8 protein-coding genes and 6 rRNA genes are annotated in these 24916 nt (G+C 61.5%); 2 read left to right on the top strand and 12 right to left on the bottom strand.

Annotated elements, in window-relative coordinates; genetic code table 11:
- The first annotated feature begins 14 nt into the window (after positions 1–14).
- Positions 15–1775, top strand: coding sequence for a helicase HerA-like domain-containing protein (locus QFZ60_RS00070; RefSeq protein WP_307087065.1), 1761 nt, complete (start codon positions 15–17; stop codon positions 1773–1775).
- Between the two features lie 200 nt (positions 1776–1975).
- Complete coding sequence (locus tag QFZ60_RS00065; RefSeq protein WP_307087063.1) at positions 1976–2968, top strand: hypothetical protein; 993 nt, start codon at positions 1976–1978, stop codon at positions 2966–2968.
- Positions 2969–3096: 128 nt separating this feature from the next.
- Here the strand turns inward: QFZ60_RS00065 and QFZ60_RS00060 are convergent, their stop codons facing one another.
- The 12 genes from QFZ60_RS00060 to QFZ60_RS00005 all read right to left on the bottom strand — a co-directional run bounded on the left by QFZ60_RS00060 (position 3097) and on the right by QFZ60_RS00005 (position 24672).
- Positions 3097–3915 carry a DUF559 domain-containing protein gene (locus QFZ60_RS00060; RefSeq protein ID WP_307087061.1) on the bottom strand — a complete coding sequence of 273 codons (819 nt, stop codon included), beginning with the start codon at positions 3913–3915 and terminating at the stop codon, positions 3097–3099.
- Between the two features lie 221 nt (positions 3916–4136).
- Positions 4137–6161 carry an NHL domain-containing thioredoxin family protein gene (locus QFZ60_RS00055; protein ID WP_307087060.1) on the bottom strand — a complete coding sequence of 675 codons (2025 nt, stop codon included), beginning with the start codon at positions 6159–6161 and terminating at the stop codon, positions 4137–4139.
- Positions 6161–8320: a cytochrome c oxidase assembly protein gene (locus QFZ60_RS00050; protein WP_307087057.1), complete on the bottom strand. Its 2160-nt coding sequence runs from the start codon at positions 8318–8320 to the stop codon at positions 6161–6163. Before QFZ60_RS00050 ends, QFZ60_RS00055 begins: the two co-directional genes overlap by 1 nt.
- Positions 8321–8443: 123 nt before the next feature.
- Positions 8444–8728, bottom strand: a complete 285-nt coding sequence (locus tag QFZ60_RS00045; protein WP_011693739.1) for an HU family DNA-binding protein — start codon at positions 8726–8728, stop codon at positions 8444–8446.
- A 276-nt stretch (positions 8729–9004) separates the two neighbouring features.
- Positions 9005–9121: ribosomal RNA gene (gene rrf / locus QFZ60_RS00040) — 5S ribosomal RNA — on the bottom strand.
- A gap of 159 nt (positions 9122–9280) precedes the next feature.
- Positions 9281–12409, bottom strand: a 23S ribosomal RNA gene (locus QFZ60_RS00035).
- A gap of 505 nt (positions 12410–12914) precedes the next feature.
- Positions 12915–14437: ribosomal RNA gene (locus tag QFZ60_RS00030) — 16S ribosomal RNA — on the bottom strand.
- Together the 16S, 23S and 5S rRNA genes form the textbook arrangement of a ribosomal RNA operon.
- A gap of 570 nt (positions 14438–15007) precedes the next feature.
- Positions 15008–18040: a glycoside hydrolase family 2 TIM barrel-domain containing protein gene (locus QFZ60_RS00025; RefSeq protein ID WP_307087055.1), complete on the bottom strand. Its 3033-nt coding sequence runs from the start codon at positions 18038–18040 to the stop codon at positions 15008–15010.
- Positions 18041–18135: 95 nt separating this feature from the next.
- Positions 18136–19143 carry a LacI family DNA-binding transcriptional regulator gene (locus tag QFZ60_RS00020; RefSeq protein WP_307087053.1) on the bottom strand — a complete coding sequence of 336 codons (1008 nt, stop codon included), beginning with the start codon at positions 19141–19143 and terminating at the stop codon, positions 18136–18138.
- Positions 19144–19235: 92 nt separating this feature from the next.
- Positions 19236–19352 (bottom strand): 5S ribosomal RNA (gene rrf / locus QFZ60_RS00015).
- Between the two features lie 159 nt (positions 19353–19511).
- Positions 19512–22640: ribosomal RNA gene (locus tag QFZ60_RS00010) — 23S ribosomal RNA — on the bottom strand.
- A gap of 509 nt (positions 22641–23149) precedes the next feature.
- A 16S ribosomal RNA gene (locus tag QFZ60_RS00005) occupies positions 23150–24672 on the bottom strand.
- Positions 24673–24916 lie beyond the last annotated feature (244 nt).

Below are 24916 nucleotides of genomic sequence, written 5' to 3'. Positions count from 1 at the left end.
GCTAAGCTGGCGCCATGGCCACCAAAACCACAGCAGAGAAGCTTGCCACCATCCAGAAGGGCTACACGCTGGAAGGCTCCACGATTGAGCTGGGCGCCGCCATCGTCGACGGCGAGCTCCACAAGGACGCGCCGGTGCGGCTGCCGCTGGCCATGATGAACCGGCACGGCCTGGTGGCGGGTGCCACCGGTACGGGCAAGACCGTCACCCTGCACATGATGGCCGAGCAGCTGTCCACCGCCGGCGTCCCCGTCTTCCTGGCCGACATCAAAGGCGACCTCTCCGGCCTGGCGACTGCCGCCGTCGGCAGTGACAAACTCACCGCCCGCACCCAAAGCATCGGCCAGCCGTGGCAGGGCAGGACGTTCCCCGTGGAGTTCCTGGCGCTGGGCGGTGACGGCAACGGCGTCCCGGTCCGCGCCACGGTGACCTCGTTCGGGCCCATCCTGCTCTCGCGCATCATGGAACTGAACGACACGCAGGAATCGAGCCTGCAGCTGGTGTTCTACTTCGCGGACAAGAACGGCCTGGAGCTGATCGACCTCAAGGACCTCCGAGCCGTCATCCAGTTCCTCACCTCGGACGAAGGCAAGGACCAGCTCGAGGAACTTGGCGGCCTGTCCAAAGCGACCGCGGGCGTGATCCTGCGCGAGATCGTGACCCTGGAGGCGCAGGGGCTGGAGAAGTTCTTCGGCGAGCCGGAGTTCGATACCGCCGAGCTGCTGCGCACCGCCCCGGACGGCCGCGGCGTGGTCACCTGCCTGGAGCTGCCCACCCTGCAGACCAAGCCCATGCTGTTCTCCACCTTCCTGATGTGGCTGCTGGCTGACTTGTTCGAGGACCTGCCCGAGGCCGGGGACCTGGACAAGCCCAAGCTGGTGTTCTTCCTGGATGAGGCCCACCTGCTGTTCAACGGCGCATCCAAGGCTTTCCTGGAGGCGATCACCACCACCGTCCGGCTGATCCGGTCCAAGGGCGTGGGCATCTTCTTCGTCACCCAGACGCCCAAGGATGTCCCCGCGGACGTCCTGGGCCAGCTGGCCAACCGCGTGCAGCATGCCCTGCGCGCCTTCACCCCCGAGGACGCCAAGGCGCTCAAGGCCACGGTGTCCACCTTTCCGCTCAGCGACTATGACCTCGAAGAGACCCTGACGTCCGCAGGCATCGGCGAGGCCGTCATCACCGTCATGAACGAAAAAGGTGCACCCACGCCGGTGGCCCTCACCCGGCTCCGCGCTCCCGAGTCGCTCATGGGTCCCAGCGACGAGGCCCTTGTCCGCAGCACGGTGGCAGGCTCCGCCCTGCTGGGCAAATACGGAACCGCAGTGGACAACCCGTCCGCGTACGAGAAGCTCAGCGGCAAGGCTGCTGCGCCCACCGGCCCGGCGGCTGGGTCTCCTGCCGGCGCGCCTGAGTCGCCCGGCGCGTACGACGTGGATGCCGAAGCCCGGCGGATCGAGGAGGAGATCCTGGGCCGGCCCAGCAGCAGGCCTGCGCCGGCCCCGGCACCGGTGGATCCGGAACCCCAGTACGGCGGGCCGGATTACGGCGAGCCGGCGTCCAAGCCTCGGGCAAAGGCCCCGCGTGCACCCCGGACACGTCAGCCGCGGGAGCCGCAGCCGCAGCCCGGCGGCATGATGGGTGACCTTGGCGGAGTACTCGGCGGGGCCTTGGGCGGCGGGCTGAAGAGCATGGCGCGGTCCATGGGCACGCAACTGGGGCGCGAACTGCTCCGCGGAGTGTTTGGCACGTCCTCCCGGCGCCGCCGCCGCTGACGCTGCCGCTCCTGGCCCCTGCCGCCCCACCCCGCACTTCATCTCTCTGCACCGGGGGGTGTCCCGGGACCTGCCCAAGGTTCCCGTTGACGCTGTTCCGGCGGCCCGCCGTCGGGCGTTAACCCGCCGTTGCCGGGCAGATTAGGGGGACCCCAACTTTAGTGTGTGTCCGCACTGCCGTTACTGTAAGGAACGTGCAGATGAGTCAAGCGTTGGTGAGGATCGCGGCCGGATGGCTGCTGGGCCTCATGCTTGCCGTCGCCGCAGCCGTCGTGGCCATCAACGTGGTGAACAATACCGTGGCCAGTCCCCAACAGCCGGTCAGGGAGTATCTGGATGCCCTGAAAAGCGGTGACGGGGGGCGTGCGCTGGGGCTCCTGAAGGCCGCCGTTCCGCCGAGCAACGCCGCCATGCTCGATGGCCCCGGGTTGCAGACGTCAGCTTCCCGCGTCGCCAATGTGGCCATCGGCGACCCCGAGGAACGCCCGAACAACCAGGTGATGGTACCGCTCGAGTACACCATTGACGGCAGCCGCCTGCACACGGAATTCCTGCTGCAGAAGACCGGCACCGAGTGGCTGTTCTTCAACACCTGGGCGTTCGTCCCGTCCCGGCTGCCCACCGTCGACATCACTGTGGTCAACGGCAGCGAAGCCACTGTCAACGGCGTCCCGGTCAACATGCCCAACGGCCGCAACTCCTTCGCCGTGTTCTACCCCGGTGAGTACGAGGCCTCCCTCGACGGACAGTACTTCTCGGCACCGGCCACCCGCGCCACCGTCACTTCCAAGGACACCCCGGTGGCGCCGCTGAACCTGCTGACCCAGGCCACGGACAAGCTGAAGAACGATGTTGCGGCCAAGATCCGGGAATTCCTGGACACCTGCGCGGCGGAGGCCGTCAAGGAACAGAAGCTCCAGCCGGACTGCCCCTTCTACTACACCAGCAACAACAGGGTCCAGGACGGCAGCATCAAGTGGACCGTGACCGAATACCCCGGTGTATCGGTGGAGCCGTTCGACGGCCGCTGGGTGGTGGCACCCCTGGACGGCAAGGCCAAGGTGGAGGCGCTCCAGCAGAACTCGTTCACCGGGGCCTGGTACCCCCTGGACCAGGAGGTGGACTTCAGCTTCACCACCCGCCTGGACGTCACCGGCGACACCGTCAAGGTCACCCCGATGCTGAGCTTCTAGCCCCTGCTGCCAGTCCGCGTCACGCCAGGCACGCTTTCAGCGGTGCAGCATGCCGCCGCCCTTGATTTTCCAGGGTTCCGGCAACTCGGATGGCGTGAAAACCCGCTCCGGGTGACGCCTCCGGGCAGCTACCGCCGCCGTTTCAGGACGGCAAGCACCTGCTCCACCATCTCCTGCGGCCGGAACACCACGTCGGCGTAGTAGTAGCGGAGTGCCGTGTAACCCTGCAGGACCGACTCATTGTTCCGGCGATGGTCCTTTTGAACCTGTTTCCACTCCGCGTGATGCCTCCCGTCCAGTTCCACCACCAGCCAGCCGTCCAGCAGCAGATCCACATACCCCACCCGCTCCAGGTACACCTGCGGCTGCACCTGGATCCCTGCCTTACGGAAGTATGTCCGCGCCAAGGTCTCGAGGAGCGAATCCGCCCCACTGTCCACCCAGTCCAGGACCGCCCTGGCCCTTCCGTTCCGATGTCCCGGTAAGCGCTGGCGCAGGAAATCCACAGTCATGTCGCCGCGGGCTACGGCGCACTCCACCATCACCAACGACTCCGCGAACGGCAGGCATCGCAGCGCATGAATCAGCACATCTGCCAGGGCGGCCACCGGTTGAAGCGGGGAAGGCGGCAGGAGAAGTCCGCCGTGGTGGACGGCCTCGCCACAGACAGCGTCCTGGCGGCGATGGTAAACGTGCCACCTTCCGTCAGAGGGCAGCGACCAAAGGCTGTAAGAAGCCGCGGCGCTGGAACACGTCAGCAGCTCCCGGTTCCGCAGCACGGCAACCAAGTCCGGAGGCGCCGTCGGAAGCGCATAAAGCCCTCGGTCCGGTTGCAGCACCCCGGCCCGCACCGCGCGGCGAAGCGCGGCGTCATCCACTCCCAATCTTGCCAAGGCAGGCCTCCGCGCGGCTCCACCGCAGACTTCCAAGGCTTTGAGGGCATCCATGCGCCCATGCTGCCCGGCTCCAAAAGGTGACTGACAGCCTGGTTCGGGCCTATGTGGACAGCAGAGAACTCAGCTCGCGTCACGCCAAGCACGCTTTCAGTGCCCTCGGACACCGAAAACCCCGGAATTCCGCGGTTGCCGTCACGCCGGAAACGCGAAAGGCTGCTTCCCGTGACGCAGGGTCACAAGGAAGCAGCCTCTCAGCACAGCGGCCGGCCGGGTCAGTCCATGCCGCGCAGGTCCAGGACCAGTTCGGTGTCGCCGTCGGCCTGCAGGACCACGGGGATCCCCCAGTCCTGCTGGTACAGGTGGCAGGCGGCGTGGTCCGGGATCTCGCCGTCCTCGGTTTCGGGGCCGTCGCAGGCCGCGGCCCGGGCGGTAATGTGCAGCACACCCTCGGGCACGTCCGGGGACAGCTCCAGGCTGCGCAGCAGTCCCACGGAGGTCCCACCGCCGGACACCAGCAGCTCCGGCGGGGTGGAGGAGATCTTCAGCTGGGTGGGGTCGCCCCAGCGGTCATCGAGCTTCTGCCCGGTGGGCGCGGTGAAGCGGACGGTGAGATCCAGCGGTCCGGGAGCCACGGGGCTCTTGGGCCGGTGGGTCTGGGACGCGCCCTCATCCACCTGCTGCGCTTCCTTGGGGATGGGAACGTAGACCAGCTGGTGCTTGTTCGCCTCCACCACCACCAGCAGCGGCTCGGAGCCGGCTGACTGTGTGTGGTCAACAATGACGTCCGAGGGCTCTGCCAGGCCGCGGGCCAGGGTGGACACCGTGCCGGACGCGGGATCGTAGCGGCGCACCGCCCCGTTGTAGGTGTCCGCGATCGCCACGGAGCCGTCCGGCAGGACGGTCACTCCGAGCGGGTGCTGCAGGCGCGCCTCGGCGGCGCGGCCGTCGCGGAAGCCGAAATCGAACAGTCCCTTGCCCACCGCAGACTCCACGGTGATAGTGCCGCCATCGGCGATGACCAGCTTGCGCAGGGCGGAGGTTTCGGAGTCCGCCACCCAGATGTTGCCGTCGGCATCCTCGGCCAGGCCGGACGACTGGGCGAACCAGGCCTCATGGGCGGGCCCGTCGAGCAGGCCTTCCAGCCCGTTGCCGGCAATGATGGCCACCGCGCCCGTAATGGGATCGAAGCTGAAAATCTGGTGGGTGCCGGCCATCGCCACCACCACCGCGTTCAGCTTGCGAGACCACACCACGTCCCACGGCGAGCTCAGGGCAACCTCCAGCGGATCGCTGCCCAGGGCACCGCTGAACCCAGCGCCTTCCTCGTCCACGCGTGCCGGGCCGGTTTCCAGCAGGCGCTGAATGCCGTTGCCGGCCAGGGTGGAGGCCTTTCCGTCCGTGAGAGAGAGTCCCCGGAGGCGGTGGTTGACCGAGTCGGCTATGACGACGTCGTATCCCGCCTTGGCTGCCACATCTTCCGGGAGCAGGACCAGGCCCTGGGGTTCGTTGAACTGGGCACTGGCGGTGTCCCCCGCGGCAGGACCATCGGCATAGCCCTTGATGCCGGAACCGAAGGTGGCCAGGACGGTCTGGAAGTCGGTGCCCAGCTCCACCAGCCGGTGGTGGCCGGTGTCGGTGACCAGCCAGGAACCCTTCCCGGCACCGTTGGAGGCTGCTGCACCTGCGGATGTGCCGTCGTCGGACGTTCCAGCCGATGCCGCGGAACCTCGGCCCTCCGGCAGGAACAAAGCCTTGCCGGGGAAGCGGAGGGTGCCGGAGGTCGCCTCCGGCGCCACGTACGGGCCGGAGCCGCGGTGCAGGGTGCCCTTGGCCTCGTGTTCCGCGATGAGCTCGGGGATCAGCACGGCGAGCCCGTCCGCGTGGCCCTCGCCGGAGAGGTGCGCCACGATGTAGCCCTCGGGGTCGATGACCACCAGGGTGGGCCAAGCGCGGGCGGTGTAGGCCTTCCAGGTGTCCAGCTCCGGATCGTCCAGCACGGGGTGGTGGATCTCGTACCGCTCCACGGCCGCGGCCAGCGCCACCGGATCGGCTTCGTGCTCGAACTTGGGCGAGTGGACCCCCACGGTGACCAGGACGTCCGAGTACTGCTCTTCCAGCGGGCGCAGCTCATCCAGGACGTGCAGGCAGTTGATGCAGCAGAAGGTCCAGAAATCGAGCAGCACGATCTTGCCGCGCAGGGCCTCGAGGTCCAGGCTTTTGCCGCCGGTGTTCAACCAGTTGCGGCCCACCAGTTCGGAGGCCCGGACCCGGGCATGCGTGCGTACGGTTTCGCTCATCAGCGTCCTTCCAGCTTGTTGCGTTCAGCCAGCTTGGCGTCGCGTTCGGCCAATTTGGCAAACATATCGTTGTAAGCGGTCAGATCGGCGTCATTATTCCTGTCCGCCGCCCGGTCCACCCGTTTGGTCTCCCGCTGGTCGGACCTGGACCACATGATGGCGACGCCGATCGCCACCAACAGCGTGGGCACCTCGCCGATGCCCCAGGCCACCGCTCCGCCGGTCTGCTGGTCAACGAGGGCCGACGGTCCCCACGCGCGGCCAAGGTTGCCAAAGTAGTCCGCGGCCAGCAGCCCGGTGCCGCCCATGATGGAGACGCCGAAGAAAGCGTGGAAGCCCATGGTGGCCAGCAGCAGGAGCAGCCGCATGGGGTAGGGCGCACGGAGCGGCAGGGGGTCGGTGCCGATCATGCTCAGCACGAAGATGTATCCGGTGAGCAGGAAGTGCAGGTTCATCAGTTCGTGGCCCACATGCTCGCGCATGGCGAAGCCGAACAGGTCCGAGTAGTAGAAGAGCACGATCGAGCCGGCGAAGTTCGCGGCCGCGAACAGCGGGTGGGTGACCAGCTGCGAGAACTTCGAGTGCACGAAGACCAGGAGCCATTCCCGCATGCCGCGTGAGCCGTCGCCGCGGGCGGGCAGCGCGCGCAGGGCAAGGGTCACCGGGGCGCCCAGCACCAGGAAGATCGGGGCAACCATGGTCAGGGCCATGTGGTCCACCATGTGCGCAGAGAACAGGACGCGGCCATAGACCGACGGCGGCCCGGACGTGATGTAGGTCAGGACCACCAGGCCGATGACCCAGTTCAGGGACCGGAACCACTGCCAGGAGTCGCCGCGGCGGCGGACCTTGGCCACGCCCAGGAAGTAGGTCACCAGGCCGAAGAGGGCCACGCCCACCCAGAGCCAGTCCAGGCGCCATTCGGTCAGCCAGCGTTCGGGCGTCAGTTCCGGGGGCAGGTCGTAGCCGCTGAGGATGAAGGCGGGCGAGGCATTGGGCGCCGGTTCGGTGGGCTGGGGCGGAGCAGAGCGGCCCAGGGCCACGGCGATGCCGGAGGTGGCACCCATGATCAGCAGTTCGGCCAGCACCAGCTGCCAGAGGACCCGTCGTGAAGACAGGGTGGAGCCCTTGCGGCCCAGCTGTGGGATGACCCACTGGCGGTGCATGAAGCCGATGCCGCCCAGCACTACCGCAGCTGCGCTCTTGGCCAGGATCAGCTGTCCGTAGGCGGAGCCGAAGAGATCGGCCCAGCTGGTGACCCGGATGCTCGCGTTGATAATGCCCGAGGCGAAGACCAGCACGAATGCGAACCCGGCCAGGGCGGAGAACCGCCGGAGCGTGGGTTCGGTGATGTCCGTGGCTGCCCCGGCCTTGGTCCCAGTGAGGATCCCGGACAGCAGGGCCAGGATGATGATGCCGCCCACCCAGGTGCTCACGCCCACCAGGTGCAGGCCGAGCGAGTTGATGGCGCCCTCATGGTCCGAAGAGCTGGATGAGTGGCCGATCAGGGCCGTGGGGACCAGGCCGATGAGGGCCAGGATGAGGGTCAGGGCCAGGCCGCCCAGGGACCGGACGCCGAACATCGCCGTGGTCACCACTGCCGCGATGATGATGACGGCAAGCCAGGCCCGGCCCGTTTCGATGTCCGTCATGAAGTACACCAGGGCCTGGGTGAACGCCGGGTCGCCGGACAGCCCCTGCCCCGCAACATCGGCGTAGGTGAGCACCAGGACTGAGATGGCGGACAGGGTCCACACGGCACCTGCGACGGCGGCCACAGCGAGGACGCGGGTGAAGGCGGGATGTTCTGGGGCAACGCTGCCTGGCGCTTCCCGGTCACGGCCACGGGCGTTAAGGCCTTTGGGAAGAATGCCGACGGCGAAGATCAGGCCACCGACGACCGTCGCCAGCGAGACGTTATGGACAGCCTTGCTGATGGGCAGGCCCCAACGCACCAGTGCGCCGGGATCGGCCACGCTGCGGGCCGCCGCAGCGCCGGAAAAGACCAGTGCTGCTGCGAGGCCCAGGAAGAGTGCTGCCAGGCCTGCAAGCTGCCAGGGTACCGGAATCCCCCGGCTTCCGGCGTCCCGGACCGCAGCTCCCTTGCCAGGATCGGACTGGGGCGCGGTGGAACGTGGTTTTGCGGCAGAAGACACCATTCCATTGTCCGCTACGCCTGCCCGGGCCGCGAATCCGGGAGCGGGCTGTTAAAGCGAAGGAGCGGCAACCCAGGGGGTTGCCGCTCCTCGTTCCAGCCGGCTGCGTGCCGGACGGGACAAGCCTTACTTCTTGGAGACTGCAGCCTTCAGCTTGGAGCCGGCGGTCAGCTTAACGCTGTGGCCTGCTGCAATCTGGATGGTTTCGCCGGTCTGCGGGTTGCGGCCGGTGCGGGCTGCACGGTCGGTGCGCTCCACGGCGAGCCAGCCCGGGATGGTGATCTTCTCGCCCGCGGCGACAGAAGTCTCGAAAACCTCGAACAGTGCATCGAGGACGGAGTTGACGGCAGCCTGGCTGGTGCCGGCCTTGCCTGCTACCTCTGCAACAAGTTCACTACGGTTCTTAGCCATTTATGTCCTCCTGGACGATTCTGATTCTGAAGCCTGCACGCGGCATGCGTACAAGCCACTGTCCGAAAACTTACCAGCTTGGGCGCTTCCGGTCCGCAAATTCCGCGTGTTTCCGCGAGTTTTTGAGGTTAATCACCGGTTCCCGGGGCCATTTTCAGCCGTTGGCGGAAGCCTTTGAGCTTCCCGGCGGGTTTGCCCGGGTGGTCCTACAGGTCCTGGGTTGTTAAATGTGGGAGGCCCCAACCGTGTGCTGGTTGGGGCCTCGACCTAATGTGTGTCCGGCGGTGACCTACTCTCCCACACCCTCCCGGGTGCAGTACCATCGGCGCTGTGGGTCTTAGCTTCCGGGTTCGGAATGGGACCGGGCGTTTCCCCCACGCTATGACCGCCGTAACCCTTTGTCCGCACACCTTGGTGGGTGTGGGAAAACTGTGTGGTTACAACATTGTGGTGTTGTTATTCAATTGTGTTGGTTCCTGCCAAAACCCTGGTGTTGGGGGTTGTTGGTTGGGAACCACATAGTGGACGCAAGCAGAGTGTGTATGTATCTGTGTGGTGTAAGTTGTTGGCCTATTAGTACCGGTCAGCTTCACGAGTCGTTAGTCCTCGCTTCCACATCCGGCCTATCAACCCAGTGGTCTGGCTGGGGGCCTCTCACACATAAATGTGTATGGAAATCTCATCTTGAAGCGAGCTTCCCGCTTAGATGCTTTCAGCGGTTATCCCATCCGAACGTAGCTAATCAGCGGTGCACTTGGCAGTACAACTGACACACCAGAGGTTCGTCCGTCCCGGTCCTCTCGTACTAAGGACAGCCCTTCTCAAATTTCCTGCGCGCGCAGCGGATAGGGACCGAACTGTCTCACGACGTTCTAAACCCAGCTCGCGTACCGCTTTAATGGGCGAACAGCCCAACCCTTGGGACCTACTCCAGCCCCAGGATGCGACGAGCCGACATCGAGGTGCCAAACCATGCCGTCGATATGGACTCTTGGGCAAGATCAGCCTGTTATCCCCGAGGTACCTTTTATCCGTTGAGCGACGGCCATTCCACAATGTACCGCCGGATCACTAGTCCCGACTTTCGTCCCTGCTCGAGATGTCTCTCTCACAGTCAAGCTCCCTTGTGCACTTACACTCGACACCTGATTGCCAACCAGGCTGAGGGAACCTTTGGGCGCCTCCGTTACTTTTTAGGAGGCAACCGCCCCAGTTAAACTACCCATCAGGCACTGTCCCTGACCCGGATTACGGGCCGAAGTTAGATGTCCAAAGTGACCAGAGTGGTATTTCAACGATGACTCCACCCGAACTGGCGTCCGGGCTTCAACGTCTCCCACCTATCCTACACAAGCCACTCCGAACACCAATACCAAACTATAGTAAAGGTCTCGGGGTCTTTCCGTCCTGCTGCGCGTAACGAGCATCTTTACTCGTACTGCAATTTCGCCGAGTTTATGGTTGAGACAGCGGGGAAGTCGTTACTCCATTCGTGCAGGTCGGAACTTACCCGACAAGGAATTTCGCTACCTTAGGATGGTTATAGTTACCACCGCCGTTTACTGGGGCTTAAATTCTCAGCTTCGCCTTGCGGCTAACCGGTCCTCTTAACCTTCCAGCACCGGGCAGGAGTCAGTCCGTATACATCGTCTTGCGACTTCGCACGGACCTGTGTTTTTAGTAAACAGTCGCTTCCCCCTGGTCTCTGCGGCCCCGATCCCCTCCAGAACGCAAGGTTCTTTCAAGGTTGGGGCCCCCCTTCTCCCGAAGTTACGGGGGCATTTTGCCGAGTTCCTTAACCATAATTCTCTCGATCGCCTTGGTATTCTCTACCTGATCACCTGTGTCGGTTTGGGGTACGGGCGGCTAAAACCTCGCGTCGATGCTTTTCTCGGCAGCATAGGATCACCAAATCCCCCCAAAAGGGGGTCCCATCAGATCTCAGGCTTCGTGAGTGGCGGATTTGCCTACCACTCGCCCTACATCCTTAGACCGGGACAACCATCGCCCGGCTCGGCTACCTTCCTGCGTCACACCTGTTAATACGCTTGCCTCCCGGGATCAGGTCCTGCGCTCCACCAAAACCCTCACACCACAAGGGTGATCGGGCAGGTATCGGGCAGTTAGTATCCCCCGCTCAGCATGGGCGGTTTTTCGCCGGTACGGGAATATCAACCCGTTGTCCATCGACTACGCCTGTCGGCCTCGCCTTAGGTCCCGACTTACCCAGGGCAGATTAGCTTGACCCTGGAACCCTTGATCATTCGGCGGACGGGTTTCTCACCCGTCTTTCGCTACTCATGCCTGCATTCTCACTCGTGTAGGCTCCACCGCTGGTTTACACCGCGACTTCACCGCCCACACGACGCTCCCCTACCCATCCACACGCCTGAACCACAAGGGCTTAGCTAAAATGTGAATGCCACAACTTCGGCGGTGTACTTGAGCCCCGCTACATTGTCGGCGCGGAATCACTTGACCAGTGAGCTATTACGCACTCTTTTAAGGGTGGCTGCTTCTAAGCCAACCTCCTGGTTGTCTGGGCAACTCCACATCCTTTCCCACTTAGCACACGCTTAGGGGCCTTAGTTGGTGGTCTGGGCTGTTTCCCTCTCGACTATGAAGCTTATCCCCCACAGTCTCACTGCTGCGCTCTCACTTACCGGCATTCGGAGTTTGGCTGACGTCAGTAACCTTGTAGGGCCCATTAGCCATCCAGTAGCTCTACCTCCAGCAAGAAACACGCAACGCTGCACCTAAATGCATTTCGGGGAGAACCAGCTATCACGAAGTTTGATTGGCCTTTCACCCCTACCCACAGCTCATCCCCTCCATTTTCAACTGAAGTGGGTTCGGTCCTCCACGACGTCTTACCGTCGCTTCAACCTGGCCATGGGTAGATCACTTCGCTTCGGGTCTAGATCACGCCACTGCAACGCCCTATTCAGACTCGCTTTCGCTACGGCTGCCCCACACGGGTTAACCTCGCGACGTAACACTAACTCGCAGGCTCATTCTTCAAAAGGCACGCCGTCACAACTACAAAGGCTGCTCCGACGGATTGTAAGCACACGGTTTCAGGTACTGTTTCACTCCCCTCCCGGGGTACTTTTCACCTTTCCCTCACGGTACTGGTCCGCTATCGGTCATTAGGGAGTATTTAGGCTTATCAGGTGGTCCTGACAGATTCGCACGGGATTTCTCGGGCCCCGTACTACTTGGGATACTCTCACAGGCGGTACAAACACATTACGGTTACGGGACTAACACCCTCTCTGGCCGGCCTTTCAAAACCGTTCACCTATGCGCGCACATCACACCCCACCAGCCCGGCAGAACTGGTATGGAAAGTCCCACAACCCCGACCATGCAACGCCCGCCGGCTATCACACATGGAACGGTTTAGCCTGATCCGCGTTCGCTCGCCACTACTAACGGAATCACTATTGTTTTCTCTTCCTGCGGGTACTGAGATGTTTCACTTCCCCGCGTTCCCCCCACGCACCCTATGTGTTCAGGTACGGGTCACCAAGTCACTCGCGCGCTCAGCGGGGTTTCCCCATTCGGACACCCTGGGATCACAGTCCGGTTATCGACTCCCCCAGGCTTATCGCAGATTCCTACGTCCTTCTTCGGCTCCTAATGCCAAGGCATCCACCGTGTGCTCTTAAAAACTTGACCACAAAGATCAAAAACATTTTTCGAGAGAACCACGAAAACCAACCACGCTCCCAACACCCCACAAAGAGGCATCAACAACGCAGCCAGATCCAGGTTCATTATCTTGGAAATTGCTTCTTATACAAGATGCTCGCGTCCACTATGTAGTTCTCAAACAACAACCCCACACCACACACCCCACACACAACCCCCAAAAGGGAGCCAGCATGCGTGAAGGCGTCATGGCAGGGAAACCAGAAACAAACAAACCCACGGGAAACCCCGTGGTCCTGTTGCCTCAGGACCCAACAGTGTGCCAAACACTACCCACCCCGCACCCCACCCACCGTTCCAGAACCATCACTGGCTCGTACTAGGACAAGAAGGAAACAACGCGGCCGCTATTTGCTGATATTCCACCCATGAGCACCCGCCGCAGAACTTGCGTCTGCGCAACGGGCTTTGCTTCCTGACAAACCCACCACACTCATATACATGAGGCAGGGTGTTTGTAGGTGCTCCTTAGAAAGGAGGTGATCCAGCCGCACCTTCCGGTACGGCTACCTTGTTACGACTTAGTCCCAATCGCCAGTCCCACCTTCGACAGCTCCCTCCCACAAGGGGTTAGGCCACCGGCTTCGGGTGTTACCAACTTTCGTGACTTGACGGGCGGTGTGTACAAGGCCCGGGAACGTATTCACCGCAGCGTTGCTGATCTGCGATTACTAGCGACTCCGACTTCATGGGGTCGAGTTGCAGACCCCAATCCGAACTGAGACCGGCTTTTTGGGATTAGCTCCACCTCACAGTATCGCAACCCTTTGTACCGGCCATTGTAGCATGCGTGAAGCCCAAGACATAAGGGGCATGATGATTTGACGTCGTCCCCACCTTCCTCCGAGTTGACCCCGGCAGTCTCCTATGAGTCCCCACCATCACGTGCTGGCAACATAGAACGAGGGTTGCGCTCGTTGCGGGACTTAACCCAACATCTCACGACACGAGCTGACGACAACCATGCACCACCTGTAAACCAGCCCCAAAGGGGAAACCACATTTCTGCGGCGGTCCGGTTCATGTCAAGCCTTGGTAAGGTTCTTCGCGTTGCATCGAATTAATCCGCATGCTCCGCCGCTTGTGCGGGCCCCCGTCAATTCCTTTGAGTTTTAGCCTTGCGGCCGTACTCCCCAGGCGGGGCACTTAATGCGTTAGCTACGGCGCGGAAAACGTGGAATGTCCCCCACACCTAGTGCCCAACGTTTACGGCATGGACTACCAGGGTATCTAATCCTGTTCGCTCCCCATGCTTTCGCTCCTCAGCGTCAGTTAATGCCCAGAGACCTGCCTTCGCCATCGGTGTTCCTCCTGATATCTGCGCATTTCACCGCTACACCAGGAATTCCAGTCTCCCCTACATCACTCTAGTCTGCCCGTACCCACCGCAGATCCGGAGTTGAGCCCCGGACTTTCACGGCAGACGCGACAAACCGCCTACGAGCTCTTTACGCCCAATAATTCCGGATAACGCTTGCGCCCTACGTATTACCGCGGCTGCTGGCACGTAGTTAGCCGGCGCTTCTTCTGCAGGTACCGTCACTCTCGCTTCTTCCCTACTGAAAGAGGTTTACAACCCGAAGGCCGTCATCCCTCACGCGGCGTCGCTGCATCAGGCTTGCGCCCATTGTGCAATATTCCCCACTGCTGCCTCCCGTAGGAGTCTGGGCCGTGTCTCAGTCCCAGTGTGGCCGGTCACCCTCTCAGGCCGGCTACCCGTCGTCGCCTTGGTAGGCCATTACCCCACCAACAAGCTGATAGGCCGCGAGTCCATCCAAAACCACAAAAGCTTTCCACCAACCACCATGCGATAGTCGGTCATATCCGGTATTAGACCCAGTTTCCCAGGCTTATCCCAGAGTCAAGGGCAGGTTACTCACGTGTTACTCACCCGTTCGCCACTAATCCAGGAGCAAGCTCCCTTCATCGTTCGACTTGCATGTGTTAAGCACGCCGCCAGCGTTCATCCTGAGCCAGGATCAAACTCTCCGTTGAAGTAAAACAGACACAACCACAACCACCGGAAATAACGGCGGAAACGGCTGCACAAAATTTGAAACCAGCTAAAAACACCAAACCACACCACAGGGGCGGCACGGCTTGGCAAATTCAACCAATTTATAAAAAATCGGTATCAACAAACTTGGCACACTATTGAGTTCTCAAACAACAGACACACCCGGCACCACCCAAACCCTCGTTCAGGATCGCTCCGGAGCAACTTTCCAAACTTACCCGGTTTCATCGAGCTTCGCAAATCAGCGTTTCCGCGATCTTCTTCACTCTGAAACCGGCCCCACCCACGTCCGGCACGCCAAGAAGCGAACCATTTTCAGGCTGTCTGGTAAGGGGTTTGGCCGCTATCTTTCCGCTTCAGCGGCGGCGACTCAGAAAACAATACCCGCACACAACCCCCACCGCAAATCGACCCCTAGGAGGCTCCCGTACCCCCAAAAATTCCGGAATTTCAGGGCTTTTCGGGGTGCCGTCAGGCCGATTTCCCATGCCAGGGCGGGTTTGCTGCTTCTATGGAGTGGCTCACATCTGGCAAGGAGCCAAAGGAGGCTATCCCAGCACCGTCAGGACCACCTCGAAGTCGGCCTGCCGGGGCTTGAGCCGGTATGGCTCCAGAACGCCGGGCCCACAGGCCGCGGTGCCAACACCCCTCATGGCGTGGTCCACGTAGATGTAGCTCCGCCCGTCCGGTACCAGATCCGGCCTGTGCGTGGCGGCATCCAGGGCCTGCATGCTGTAGGGCCGCACCGTCAGGGCAAAGGGTTCGCCGGAAATGCGCAGATCCCTGCCCCCGGTCTGCAGGACAGCAAACCGTACCCCCGACCGGGCTCCCGATTCCTGCGGACGGACATAGTCCACATCCAGTTCGCCGAGGGGAAGTTCAAACCACCCCGTCCGCGCACCCTGGCCCGTATCCGGGTAACTCTGGTGCGGGCCCTGTCCGAACCACTGCACGTTGGAGGTCGGTGAGCCCAGCACCAGCTCCAGTCCGATCCGCGCCCACTCCACCTCGAAGCCGGCGTTGACCCACTCCCCTACCGGCCGGACCTGGGTCCGCAGGGCCAGGGAGCCGGAACTGCTGGTCCACACGTAGTCCACCAGCAGGCCAAACTGCTTGTCCGCTGCGCCCATGCGCGTGCTGACCCGGAGGTGCTCACCGCCGTCGCGCGAGGACTCCGCACGGATGCCCAGCAGCCGGGGGTGCAGCCGGTCGAGTCCCGCATCCTTCCACTGGGTAGCGAGGGGCCGTTCGTCCGGACCTCCCCATTCCCGGCCAAGGTCGTTGTCGGTCGGGGGCCACCAGAGGACCAGGCCGAACTTTTCCACGGGAAGTCCGTCAATGGACGCTGGCATTCCGGTGGCCCGGTTGAACACCGCGGTCCCCAGCCGGAGTTCGTCATCCCCGGCCTCCACCAGGTCCTCGGCCGGCACCTCCGCGCCTGGAGAGGCGACATGGACAGCCTGCCCCCAGGCAACTTCGTGGCCGGCTGCCGCCCAGCCGGTGTCCATGGCCAGAACAGCGCTGACGGTGAGCACCGCCCTCTGGTCCTGCGGCAGTTTCGCCACGTACCCGGCAACCTCCGCCGGCAGCTGAACTGCAGCCGTCGACTGCGCCGCCAGCGGCGCAACAGCCACCGTTCCCTGCAGCCGCGTGCCGCCGTCGTCCTCCACCTTGTACTGAAAGCGGTAGGCAGAGGTATCCGCGAAGTCCTGCCCGTTCCCCACGATGAAACTGTCCCATTTCGCCGAAACGTCGATGTGCAGCGGCTCAATCACCTTCTTGAAATCCAGCAGGCCGGGGCGGGGTTTCCGGTTGGCGTCCACCAGCCCGTCCGTGACGAAGTTGCCGTCGTGCACTTCCTCGCCAAAGTCCCCGCCGTAGGCGAAGTGCTCGCCGCCGCCGGGCGAGGGAACAAGGATCCCGTGCTCCAGCCACTCCCAGACGAAGCCGCCCATCAGCCGCGGATACTTCTCGAAGAGGACCTGGTATTCGCTCATGCCGCCCGGCCCGTTTCCCATCGCGTGGACGTATTCGCACAGCACGAACGGCATGGCACGGCGCCGCGCATCCAGTTCCGCGTCCTCGAGCGGTGGCTCGATGCCCTGCCCGATGAGTGCCGTCTCGGCCTGGCTGGCATACATCCGGGAGTAGACATCCACGTCCGGTGAGGACCAGTCGCCCTCATAGTGGATGGGGCGGGAGGGGTCGCGGTCCTTGGTCCAGCGCGACATCGCCGCAAGGTTCCGGCCGGTGCCCGCCTCATTGCCCAGGGACCACATGATCACCGAAGGATGGTTCTTGTCGCGCTCAACGGTGCGCCGCATCCGGTCCAGCAGGGCCTCCTGCCACTGCGGATCATCGCTGGGGTTCTGTGCCCAGCCGGCGCTGTGGAAGCCATGCGTCTCGAGGTCGCATTCAAGGACCACGTAAAAGCCGAGCTGGTCTGCCAGTGCCAGGAATTCCGGGTGCGGCGGGTAGTGGGAGGTCCGGATGGCATTGATGTTGTGCTGCTTCATCAGGCGCAGCTCCGCCTCCACCACGTCCCGCGGCACCACACGGCCCAGCCTGGGATGGTGCTCGTGTCGGTTCACTCCCCGGAGCAGGATCCGGCGGCCGTTGACCTTGAACTGGGCGTCCTCGATGACAATGCTGCGGAAACCCAGCTGCAGGGCAACAGACTCACCAAGGGTGCTCACCGTTGCGTTGTAGAGTCGCGGGATCTCGGCAGACCATGGCTCCACGGCGGAGATATGGTGTTCCATGCCCGCAGGCAGTTCGAGGCCAAGTTCCGGAACGCGCACGACGGCGTCAATCGCCTTCCCCGCCCGGCTCACCTCCACACGGAGTGTGCCTTCGCCCGTTCCCGGGTCATAGCCGGCGTGGACGAAGACATCATCGATGCCGTCCTGCGGCCGGGCCTGCAGGGTGACGTCCCGGAAGATGCCCGGCAGCCACCACATGTCCTGGTCCTCCACGTAGCTCGCAGCAGAGAACTGGGCCACCCGCACGGCCAGTGTATTGGCTCCTTCCACCAGGATGCCGGAGACGTCGAATTCGTGGGCCAGCCGGCTCCCGCGGGTGGTCCCGAGCTCCACTCCGTTCAGCCACACGGTCCCGGCCGAGTCGATTCCATCGAAGCGCAGCAGGGCCCGCGGAACGAACTCGGGGCCGGCGTCGAAGGTCACCAGGTGGTCACCGATGGGGTTGGCGTCCGGCGCATGGGGCGGTTCCACCGCAAAGGGGAACTGGACGTTGGTGTAGGCAGGCGAGCCGTGCCCGTGCATGTTCCAGCTGGACGGGACGGGCAAGGGGGTGAAGCCGGAGAGGTCCCTTCCGTCCTGCCATCCGTCATTGGGGGCCGTCCGGATTCCCGGGCTCAGGCGGAACCGCCATTCCCCGTTGAGTGAGAGCCGGGGTGCATCCGACTCCAGGTAAGCCCGCGCCGGAAGTGCTCCCCGGCCGGGTCCCAGGGAGGCCAACTCAGCGACATCGGCCGCGGCAAGATCGAGGCTGCGGGAGGAGCTTGCGGCTGTCGGGGCGGACAGGGGGCCGCGGGTTGCGGCGGGGGTGTGGCCTGGCATGGATTTTCCTAGCGGGGAGAATTTGTTGAGGCGGTGCGTGAACGTTCACGTACCAGGGCAAAAGCCTATGCGCTTACTCACGATTTGGGTAGGGGTCAGGCTGATTGCCTAAGGATCAGCTGATGCCGCAGGGTCAGATGGGCCTCGGGACTGCGGTCCGGGATGGCGCCCGTGAGCAAACCATCCAGGAGGCCGACGGCGGCGCGGCCCACTGCGCGCAGGTCCAGGGAGAGGGTGGTCAACTCAGGCGTAACCAGTTCTCCGAGGGGAATCCCGTCCATGCCGATGACGGCACAGTCGCCAGGGACGGATCTGCCTGACTCCTGTAGTGCCTTCAACGCGCCGGCTGCCATCAGGTCGTTGAAGGCCAGAATGCCGTCAGGATGTTCATCCCCCGCGATGAGGAGGGCCACTGCCGACTTTGCCCCCGCGGCGGATGGGTGCGCCTGGAAGCGGGCAAGGTGGATGCTTGTCTCGGCCGCTACGGCAGCTGCAGCCGCGCTCCGGCTGCCGGACGGACCGCCCTGGTCCGAGTCCAGGAAGACAATGCTCCGGCACCCACGGGAAACAAGATGGCTGAGGGCGAGCCGGGCTGCGTGGTGGTAGTCAAAGGAGATCCCGCCGGCGGTATCCGCGTCCGGCGAGTCAAGGGCGACGACGGGGCGCCGGCCCATCAGTGCCTGCGCCTCGTCCGGATGGGGCACAAGGTATCCGATCAATGCATCAACCTGGGGCGCAAGCCGGGCGGCAGCGTCCGCCGCGCTGCCGGTTCCATGCCCGTAGTCATCCACCACCACATTCCAGCCCCGCTCCGTGGCAGCCTCCACCACACTCGACGCGAAGGCGGGGAAGTAAGGGTTGGTGAGGTCCGGGATGGCGAGGCCCACGGAGATCCGCGCACCCTGGACAAGGCCTTTCGCGAAGCGGCTGGGGCTGTAGCCCATCTCAGCAGCGAGTTTCTGGACCCGTTCCCGTGTCCCGGCGCTGATGCCTGCCATGTCATTCATGGCCCGGGTAACGGTCTGGCGTGACACGCCTGCTGCGGCCGCAACGTCCAGGATAGTGGCACGCCGGCCCCTGGCGCTCGGGGTAAGGGGGGTCATAAACCGTAAGTCTAGGCGGTGTTAAATCCGGGTGCTTTGTTAAATGTGGGAGGCCCCAACCATGTGCTGGTTGGGGCCTCGACCTAATGGTTGTCCGGCGGTGACCTACTCTCCCACACCCTCCCGGGTGCAGTACCATCGGCGCTGTGGGTCTTAGCTTCCGGGTTCGGAATGGGACCGGGCGTTTCCCCCACGCTATGACCGCCGTAACCCTTTGTCCGCACACCTTGGTGGGTGTGGGAAAACTGTGTGGTTACAACATTGTGGTGTTGTTATTCAATTGTGTTGGTTCCTGCCAAAACCCTGGTGTTGGGGGTTGTTGGTTGGGAACCACATAGTGGACGCAAGCAGAGTGTGTATGTATCTGTGTGGTGTAAGTTGTTGGCCTATTAGTACCGGTCAGCTTCACGAGTCGTTAGTCCTCGCTTCCACATCCGGCCTATCAACCCAGTGGTCTGGCTGGGGGCCTCTCACACATAAATGTGTATGGAAATCTCATCTTGAAGCGAGCTTCCCGCTTAGATGCTTTCAGCGGTTATCCCATCCGAACGTAGCTAATCAGCGGTGCACTTGGCAGTACAACTGACACACCAGAGGTTCGTCCGTCCCGGTCCTCTCGTACTAAGGACAGCCCTTCTCAAATTTCCTGCGCGCGCAGCGGATAGGGACCGAACTGTCTCACGACGTTCTAAACCCAGCTCGCGTACCGCTTTAATGGGCGAACAGCCCAACCCTTGGGACCTACTCCAGCCCCAGGATGCGACGAGCCGACATCGAGGTGCCAAACCATGCCGTCGATATGGACTCTTGGGCAAGATCAGCCTGTTATCCCCGAGGTACCTTTTATCCGTTGAGCGACGGCCATTCCACAATGTACCGCCGGATCACTAGTCCCGACTTTCGTCCCTGCTCGAGATGTCTCTCTCACAGTCAAGCTCCCTTGTGCACTTACACTCGACACCTGATTGCCAACCAGGCTGAGGGAACCTTTGGGCGCCTCCGTTACTTTTTAGGAGGCAACCGCCCCAGTTAAACTACCCATCAGGCACTGTCCCTGACCCGGATTACGGGCCGAAGTTAGATGTCCAAAGTGACCAGAGTGGTATTTCAACGATGACTCCACCCGAACTGGCGTCCGGGCTTCAACGTCTCCCACCTATCCTACACAAGCCACTCCGAACACCAATACCAAACTATAGTAAAGGTCTCGGGGTCTTTCCGTCCTGCTGCGCGTAACGAGCATCTTTACTCGTACTGCAATTTCGCCGAGTTTATGGTTGAGACAGCGGGGAAGTCGTTACTCCATTCGTGCAGGTCGGAACTTACCCGACAAGGAATTTCGCTACCTTAGGATGGTTATAGTTACCACCGCCGTTTACTGGGGCTTAAATTCTCAGCTTCGCCTTGCGGCTAACCGGTCCTCTTAACCTTCCAGCACCGGGCAGGAGTCAGTCCGTATACATCGTCTTGCGACTTCGCACGGACCTGTGTTTTTAGTAAACAGTCGCTTCCCCCTGGTCTCTGCGGCCCCGATCCCCTCCAGAACGCAAGGTTCTTTCAAGGTTGGGGCCCCCCTTCTCCCGAAGTTACGGGGGCATTTTGCCGAGTTCCTTAACCATAATTCTCTCGATCGCCTTGGTATTCTCTACCTGATCACCTGTGTCGGTTTGGGGTACGGGCGGCTAAAACCTCGCGTCGATGCTTTTCTCGGCAGCATAGGATCACCAAATCCCCCCAAAAGGGGGTCCCATCAGATCTCAGGCTTCGTGAGTGGCGGATTTGCCTACCACTCGCCCTACATCCTTAGACCGGGACAACCATCGCCCGGCTCGGCTACCTTCCTGCGTCACACCTGTTAATACGCTTGCCTCCCGGGATCAGGTCCTGCGCTCCACCAAAACCCTCACACCACAAGGGTGATCGGGCAGGTATCGGGCAGTTAGTATCCCCCGCTCAGCATGGGCGGTTTTTCGCCGGTACGGGAATATCAACCCGTTGTCCATCGACTACGCCTGTCGGCCTCGCCTTAGGTCCCGACTTACCCAGGGCAGATTAGCTTGACCCTGGAACCCTTGATCATTCGGCGGACGGGTTTCTCACCCGTCTTTCGCTACTCATGCCTGCATTCTCACTCGTGTAGGCTCCACCGCTGGTTTACACCGCGACTTCACCGCCCACACGACGCTCCCCTACCCATCCACACGCCTGAACCACAAGGGCTTAGCTAAAATGTGAATGCCACAACTTCGGCGGTGTACTTGAGCCCCGCTACATTGTCGGCGCGGAATCACTTGACCAGTGAGCTATTACGCACTCTTTTAAGGGTGGCTGCTTCTAAGCCAACCTCCTGGTTGTCTGGGCAACTCCACATCCTTTCCCACTTAGCACACGCTTAGGGGCCTTAGTTGGTGGTCTGGGCTGTTTCCCTCTCGACTATGAAGCTTATCCCCCACAGTCTCACTGCTGCGCTCTCACTTACCGGCATTCGGAGTTTGGCTGACGTCAGTAACCTTGTAGGGCCCATTAGCCATCCAGTAGCTCTACCTCCAGCAAGAAACACGCAACGCTGCACCTAAATGCATTTCGGGGAGAACCAGCTATCACGAAGTTTGATTGGCCTTTCACCCCTACCCACAGCTCATCCCCTCCATTTTCAACTGAAGTGGGTTCGGTCCTCCACGACGTCTTACCGTCGCTTCAACCTGGCCATGGGTAGATCACTTCGCTTCGGGTCTAGATCACGCCACTGCAACGCCCTATTCAGACTCGCTTTCGCTACGGCTGCCCCACACGGGTTAACCTCGCGACGTAACACTAACTCGCAGGCTCATTCTTCAAAAGGCACGCCGTCACCAGAATCAGACTGGCTCCGACGGATTGTAAGCACACGGTTTCAGGTACTGTTTCACTCCCCTCCCGGGGTACTTTTCACCTTTCCCTCACGGTACTGGTCCGCTATCGGTCATTAGGGAGTATTTAGGCTTATCAGGTGGTCCTGACAGATTCGCACGGGATTTCTCGGGCCCCGTACTACTTGGGATACTCTCACAGGCGGTACAAACACATTACGGTTACGGGACTAACACCCTCTCTGGCCGGCCTTTCAAAACCGTTCACCTATGCGCGCACATCACACCCCACCAGCCCGGCAGAACTGGTATGGAAAGTCCCACAACCCCGACCATGCAACGCCCGCCGGCTATCACACATGGAACGGTTTAGCCTGATCCGCGTTCGCTCGCCACTACTAACGGAATCACTATTGTTTTCTCTTCCTGCGGGTACTGAGATGTTTCACTTCCCCGCGTTCCCCCCACGCACCCTATGTGTTCAGGTACGGGTCACCAAGTCACTCGCGCGCTCAGCGGGGTTTCCCCATTCGGACACCCTGGGATCACAGTCCGGTTATCGACTCCCCCAGGCTTATCGCAGATTCCTACGTCCTTCTTCGGCTCCTAATGCCAAGGCATCCACCGTGTGCTCTTAAAAACTTGACCACAAAGATCAAAAACTAATTTCGAGAGAACCACGAAAACCAACCACGCTCCCAACACCCCACAAAGAGGCATCAACAACGCAGCCAGATCCAGGTTCATTTATCTTGGAAATTGCTTCTTATACAAGATGCTCGCGTCCACTATGTAGTTCTCAAACAACAACCCCACACCACACACCCCACACACAACCCCCAAAAAAGGGAGCCAGCATGCGTGGAGGCGTCATGGCAGGGAAACCAGAAACAAACAAACCCACGGGAAACCCCGTGGTCCTGTTGCCTCAGGACCCAACAGTGTGCCAAACACTAAACCACCCCGCACCCCACCCACCGTTCCAGAACCATCACTGGTCCGTACTAGGACAAGAAGGAAACAACGCGGCCGCTATTTGCTGATATTCCACCCATGAGCACCCGCCGCAGAACTTGCGTCTGCGCAACGGGCTTTGCTTCCTGACAAACCCACCACACTCACATACATGAGGCAGGGTGTTTGTAGGTGCTCCTTAGAAAGGAGGTGATCCAGCCGCACCTTCCGGTACGGCTACCTTGTTACGACTTAGTCCCAATCGCCAGTCCCACCTTCGACAGCTCCCTCCCACAAGGGGTTAGGCCACCGGCTTCGGGTGTTACCAACTTTCGTGACTTGACGGGCGGTGTGTACAAGGCCCGGGAACGTATTCACCGCAGCGTTGCTGATCTGCGATTACTAGCGACTCCGACTTCATGGGGTCGAGTTGCAGACCCCAATCCGAACTGAGACCGGCTTTTTGGGATTAGCTCCACCTCACAGTATCGCAACCCTTTGTACCGGCCATTGTAGCATGCGTGAAGCCCAAGACATAAGGGGCATGATGATTTGACGTCGTCCCCACCTTCCTCCGAGTTGACCCCGGCAGTCTCCTATGAGTCCCCACCATCACGTGCTGGCAACATAGAACGAGGGTTGCGCTCGTTGCGGGACTTAACCCAACATCTCACGACACGAGCTGACGACAACCATGCACCACCTGTAAACCAGCCCCAAAGGGGAAACCACATTTCTGCGGCGGTCCGGTTCATGTCAAGCCTTGGTAAGGTTCTTCGCGTTGCATCGAATTAATCCGCATGCTCCGCCGCTTGTGCGGGCCCCCGTCAATTCCTTTGAGTTTTAGCCTTGCGGCCGTACTCCCCAGGCGGGGCACTTAATGCGTTAGCTACGGCGCGGAAAACGTGGAATGTCCCCCACACCTAGTGCCCAACGTTTACGGCATGGACTACCAGGGTATCTAATCCTGTTCGCTCCCCATGCTTTCGCTCCTCAGCGTCAGTTAATGCCCAGAGACCTGCCTTCGCCATCGGTGTTCCTCCTGATATCTGCGCATTTCACCGCTACACCAGGAATTCCAGTCTCCCCTACATCACTCTAGTCTGCCCGTACCCACCGCAGATCCGGAGTTGAGCCCCGGACTTTCACGGCAGACGCGACAAACCGCCTACGAGCTCTTTACGCCCAATAATTCCGGATAACGCTTGCGCCCTACGTATTACCGCGGCTGCTGGCACGTAGTTAGCCGGCGCTTCTTCTGCAGGTACCGTCACTTACGCTTCTTCCCTACTGAAAGAGGTTTACAACCCGAAGGCCGTCATCCCTCACGCGGCGTCGCTGCATCAGGCTTGCGCCCATTGTGCAATATTCCCCACTGCTGCCTCCCGTAGGAGTCTGGGCCGTGTCTCAGTCCCAGTGTGGCCGGTCACCCTCTCAGGCCGGCTACCCGTCGTCGCCTTGGTAGGCCATTACCCCACCAACAAGCTGATAGGCCGCGAGTCCATCCAAAACCACAAAAGCTTTCCACCAACCACCATGCGATAGTCGGTCATATCCGGTATTAGACCCAGTTTCCCAGGCTTATCCCAGAGTCAAGGGCAGGTTACTCACGTGTTACTCACCCGTTCGCCACTAATCCAGGAGCAAGCTCCCTTCATCGTTCGACTTGCATGTGTTAAGCACGCCGCCAGCGTTCATCCTGAGCCAGGATCAAACTCTCCGTTGAAGTAAAACAGACACAACCACAACCACCGGAAATAACGGCGGAAACGGCTGCACAAAATTTGAAACCAGCTAAAAACACCAAACCACACCACAGGGGCGGCACGGCTTGGCAAATTCAACCAATTTATAAAAAATCGGTATCAACAAACTTGGCACACTATTGAGTTCTCAAACAACAGACACACCCGGCACCACCCAAACATTCCGTTCAGGATCGCTCCGGAGCAACTTTCCAAACTTACCCG

It is taken from the genome of Arthrobacter sp. B2I5 (genome assembly GCF_030816735.1).
Taxonomy (GTDB): Bacteria; Actinomycetota; Actinomycetes; order Actinomycetales; family Micrococcaceae; genus Arthrobacter.
Note: the sequence above shows the minus strand (reverse complement) of the source record. Positions and strands in the feature narration are given on the sequence as shown.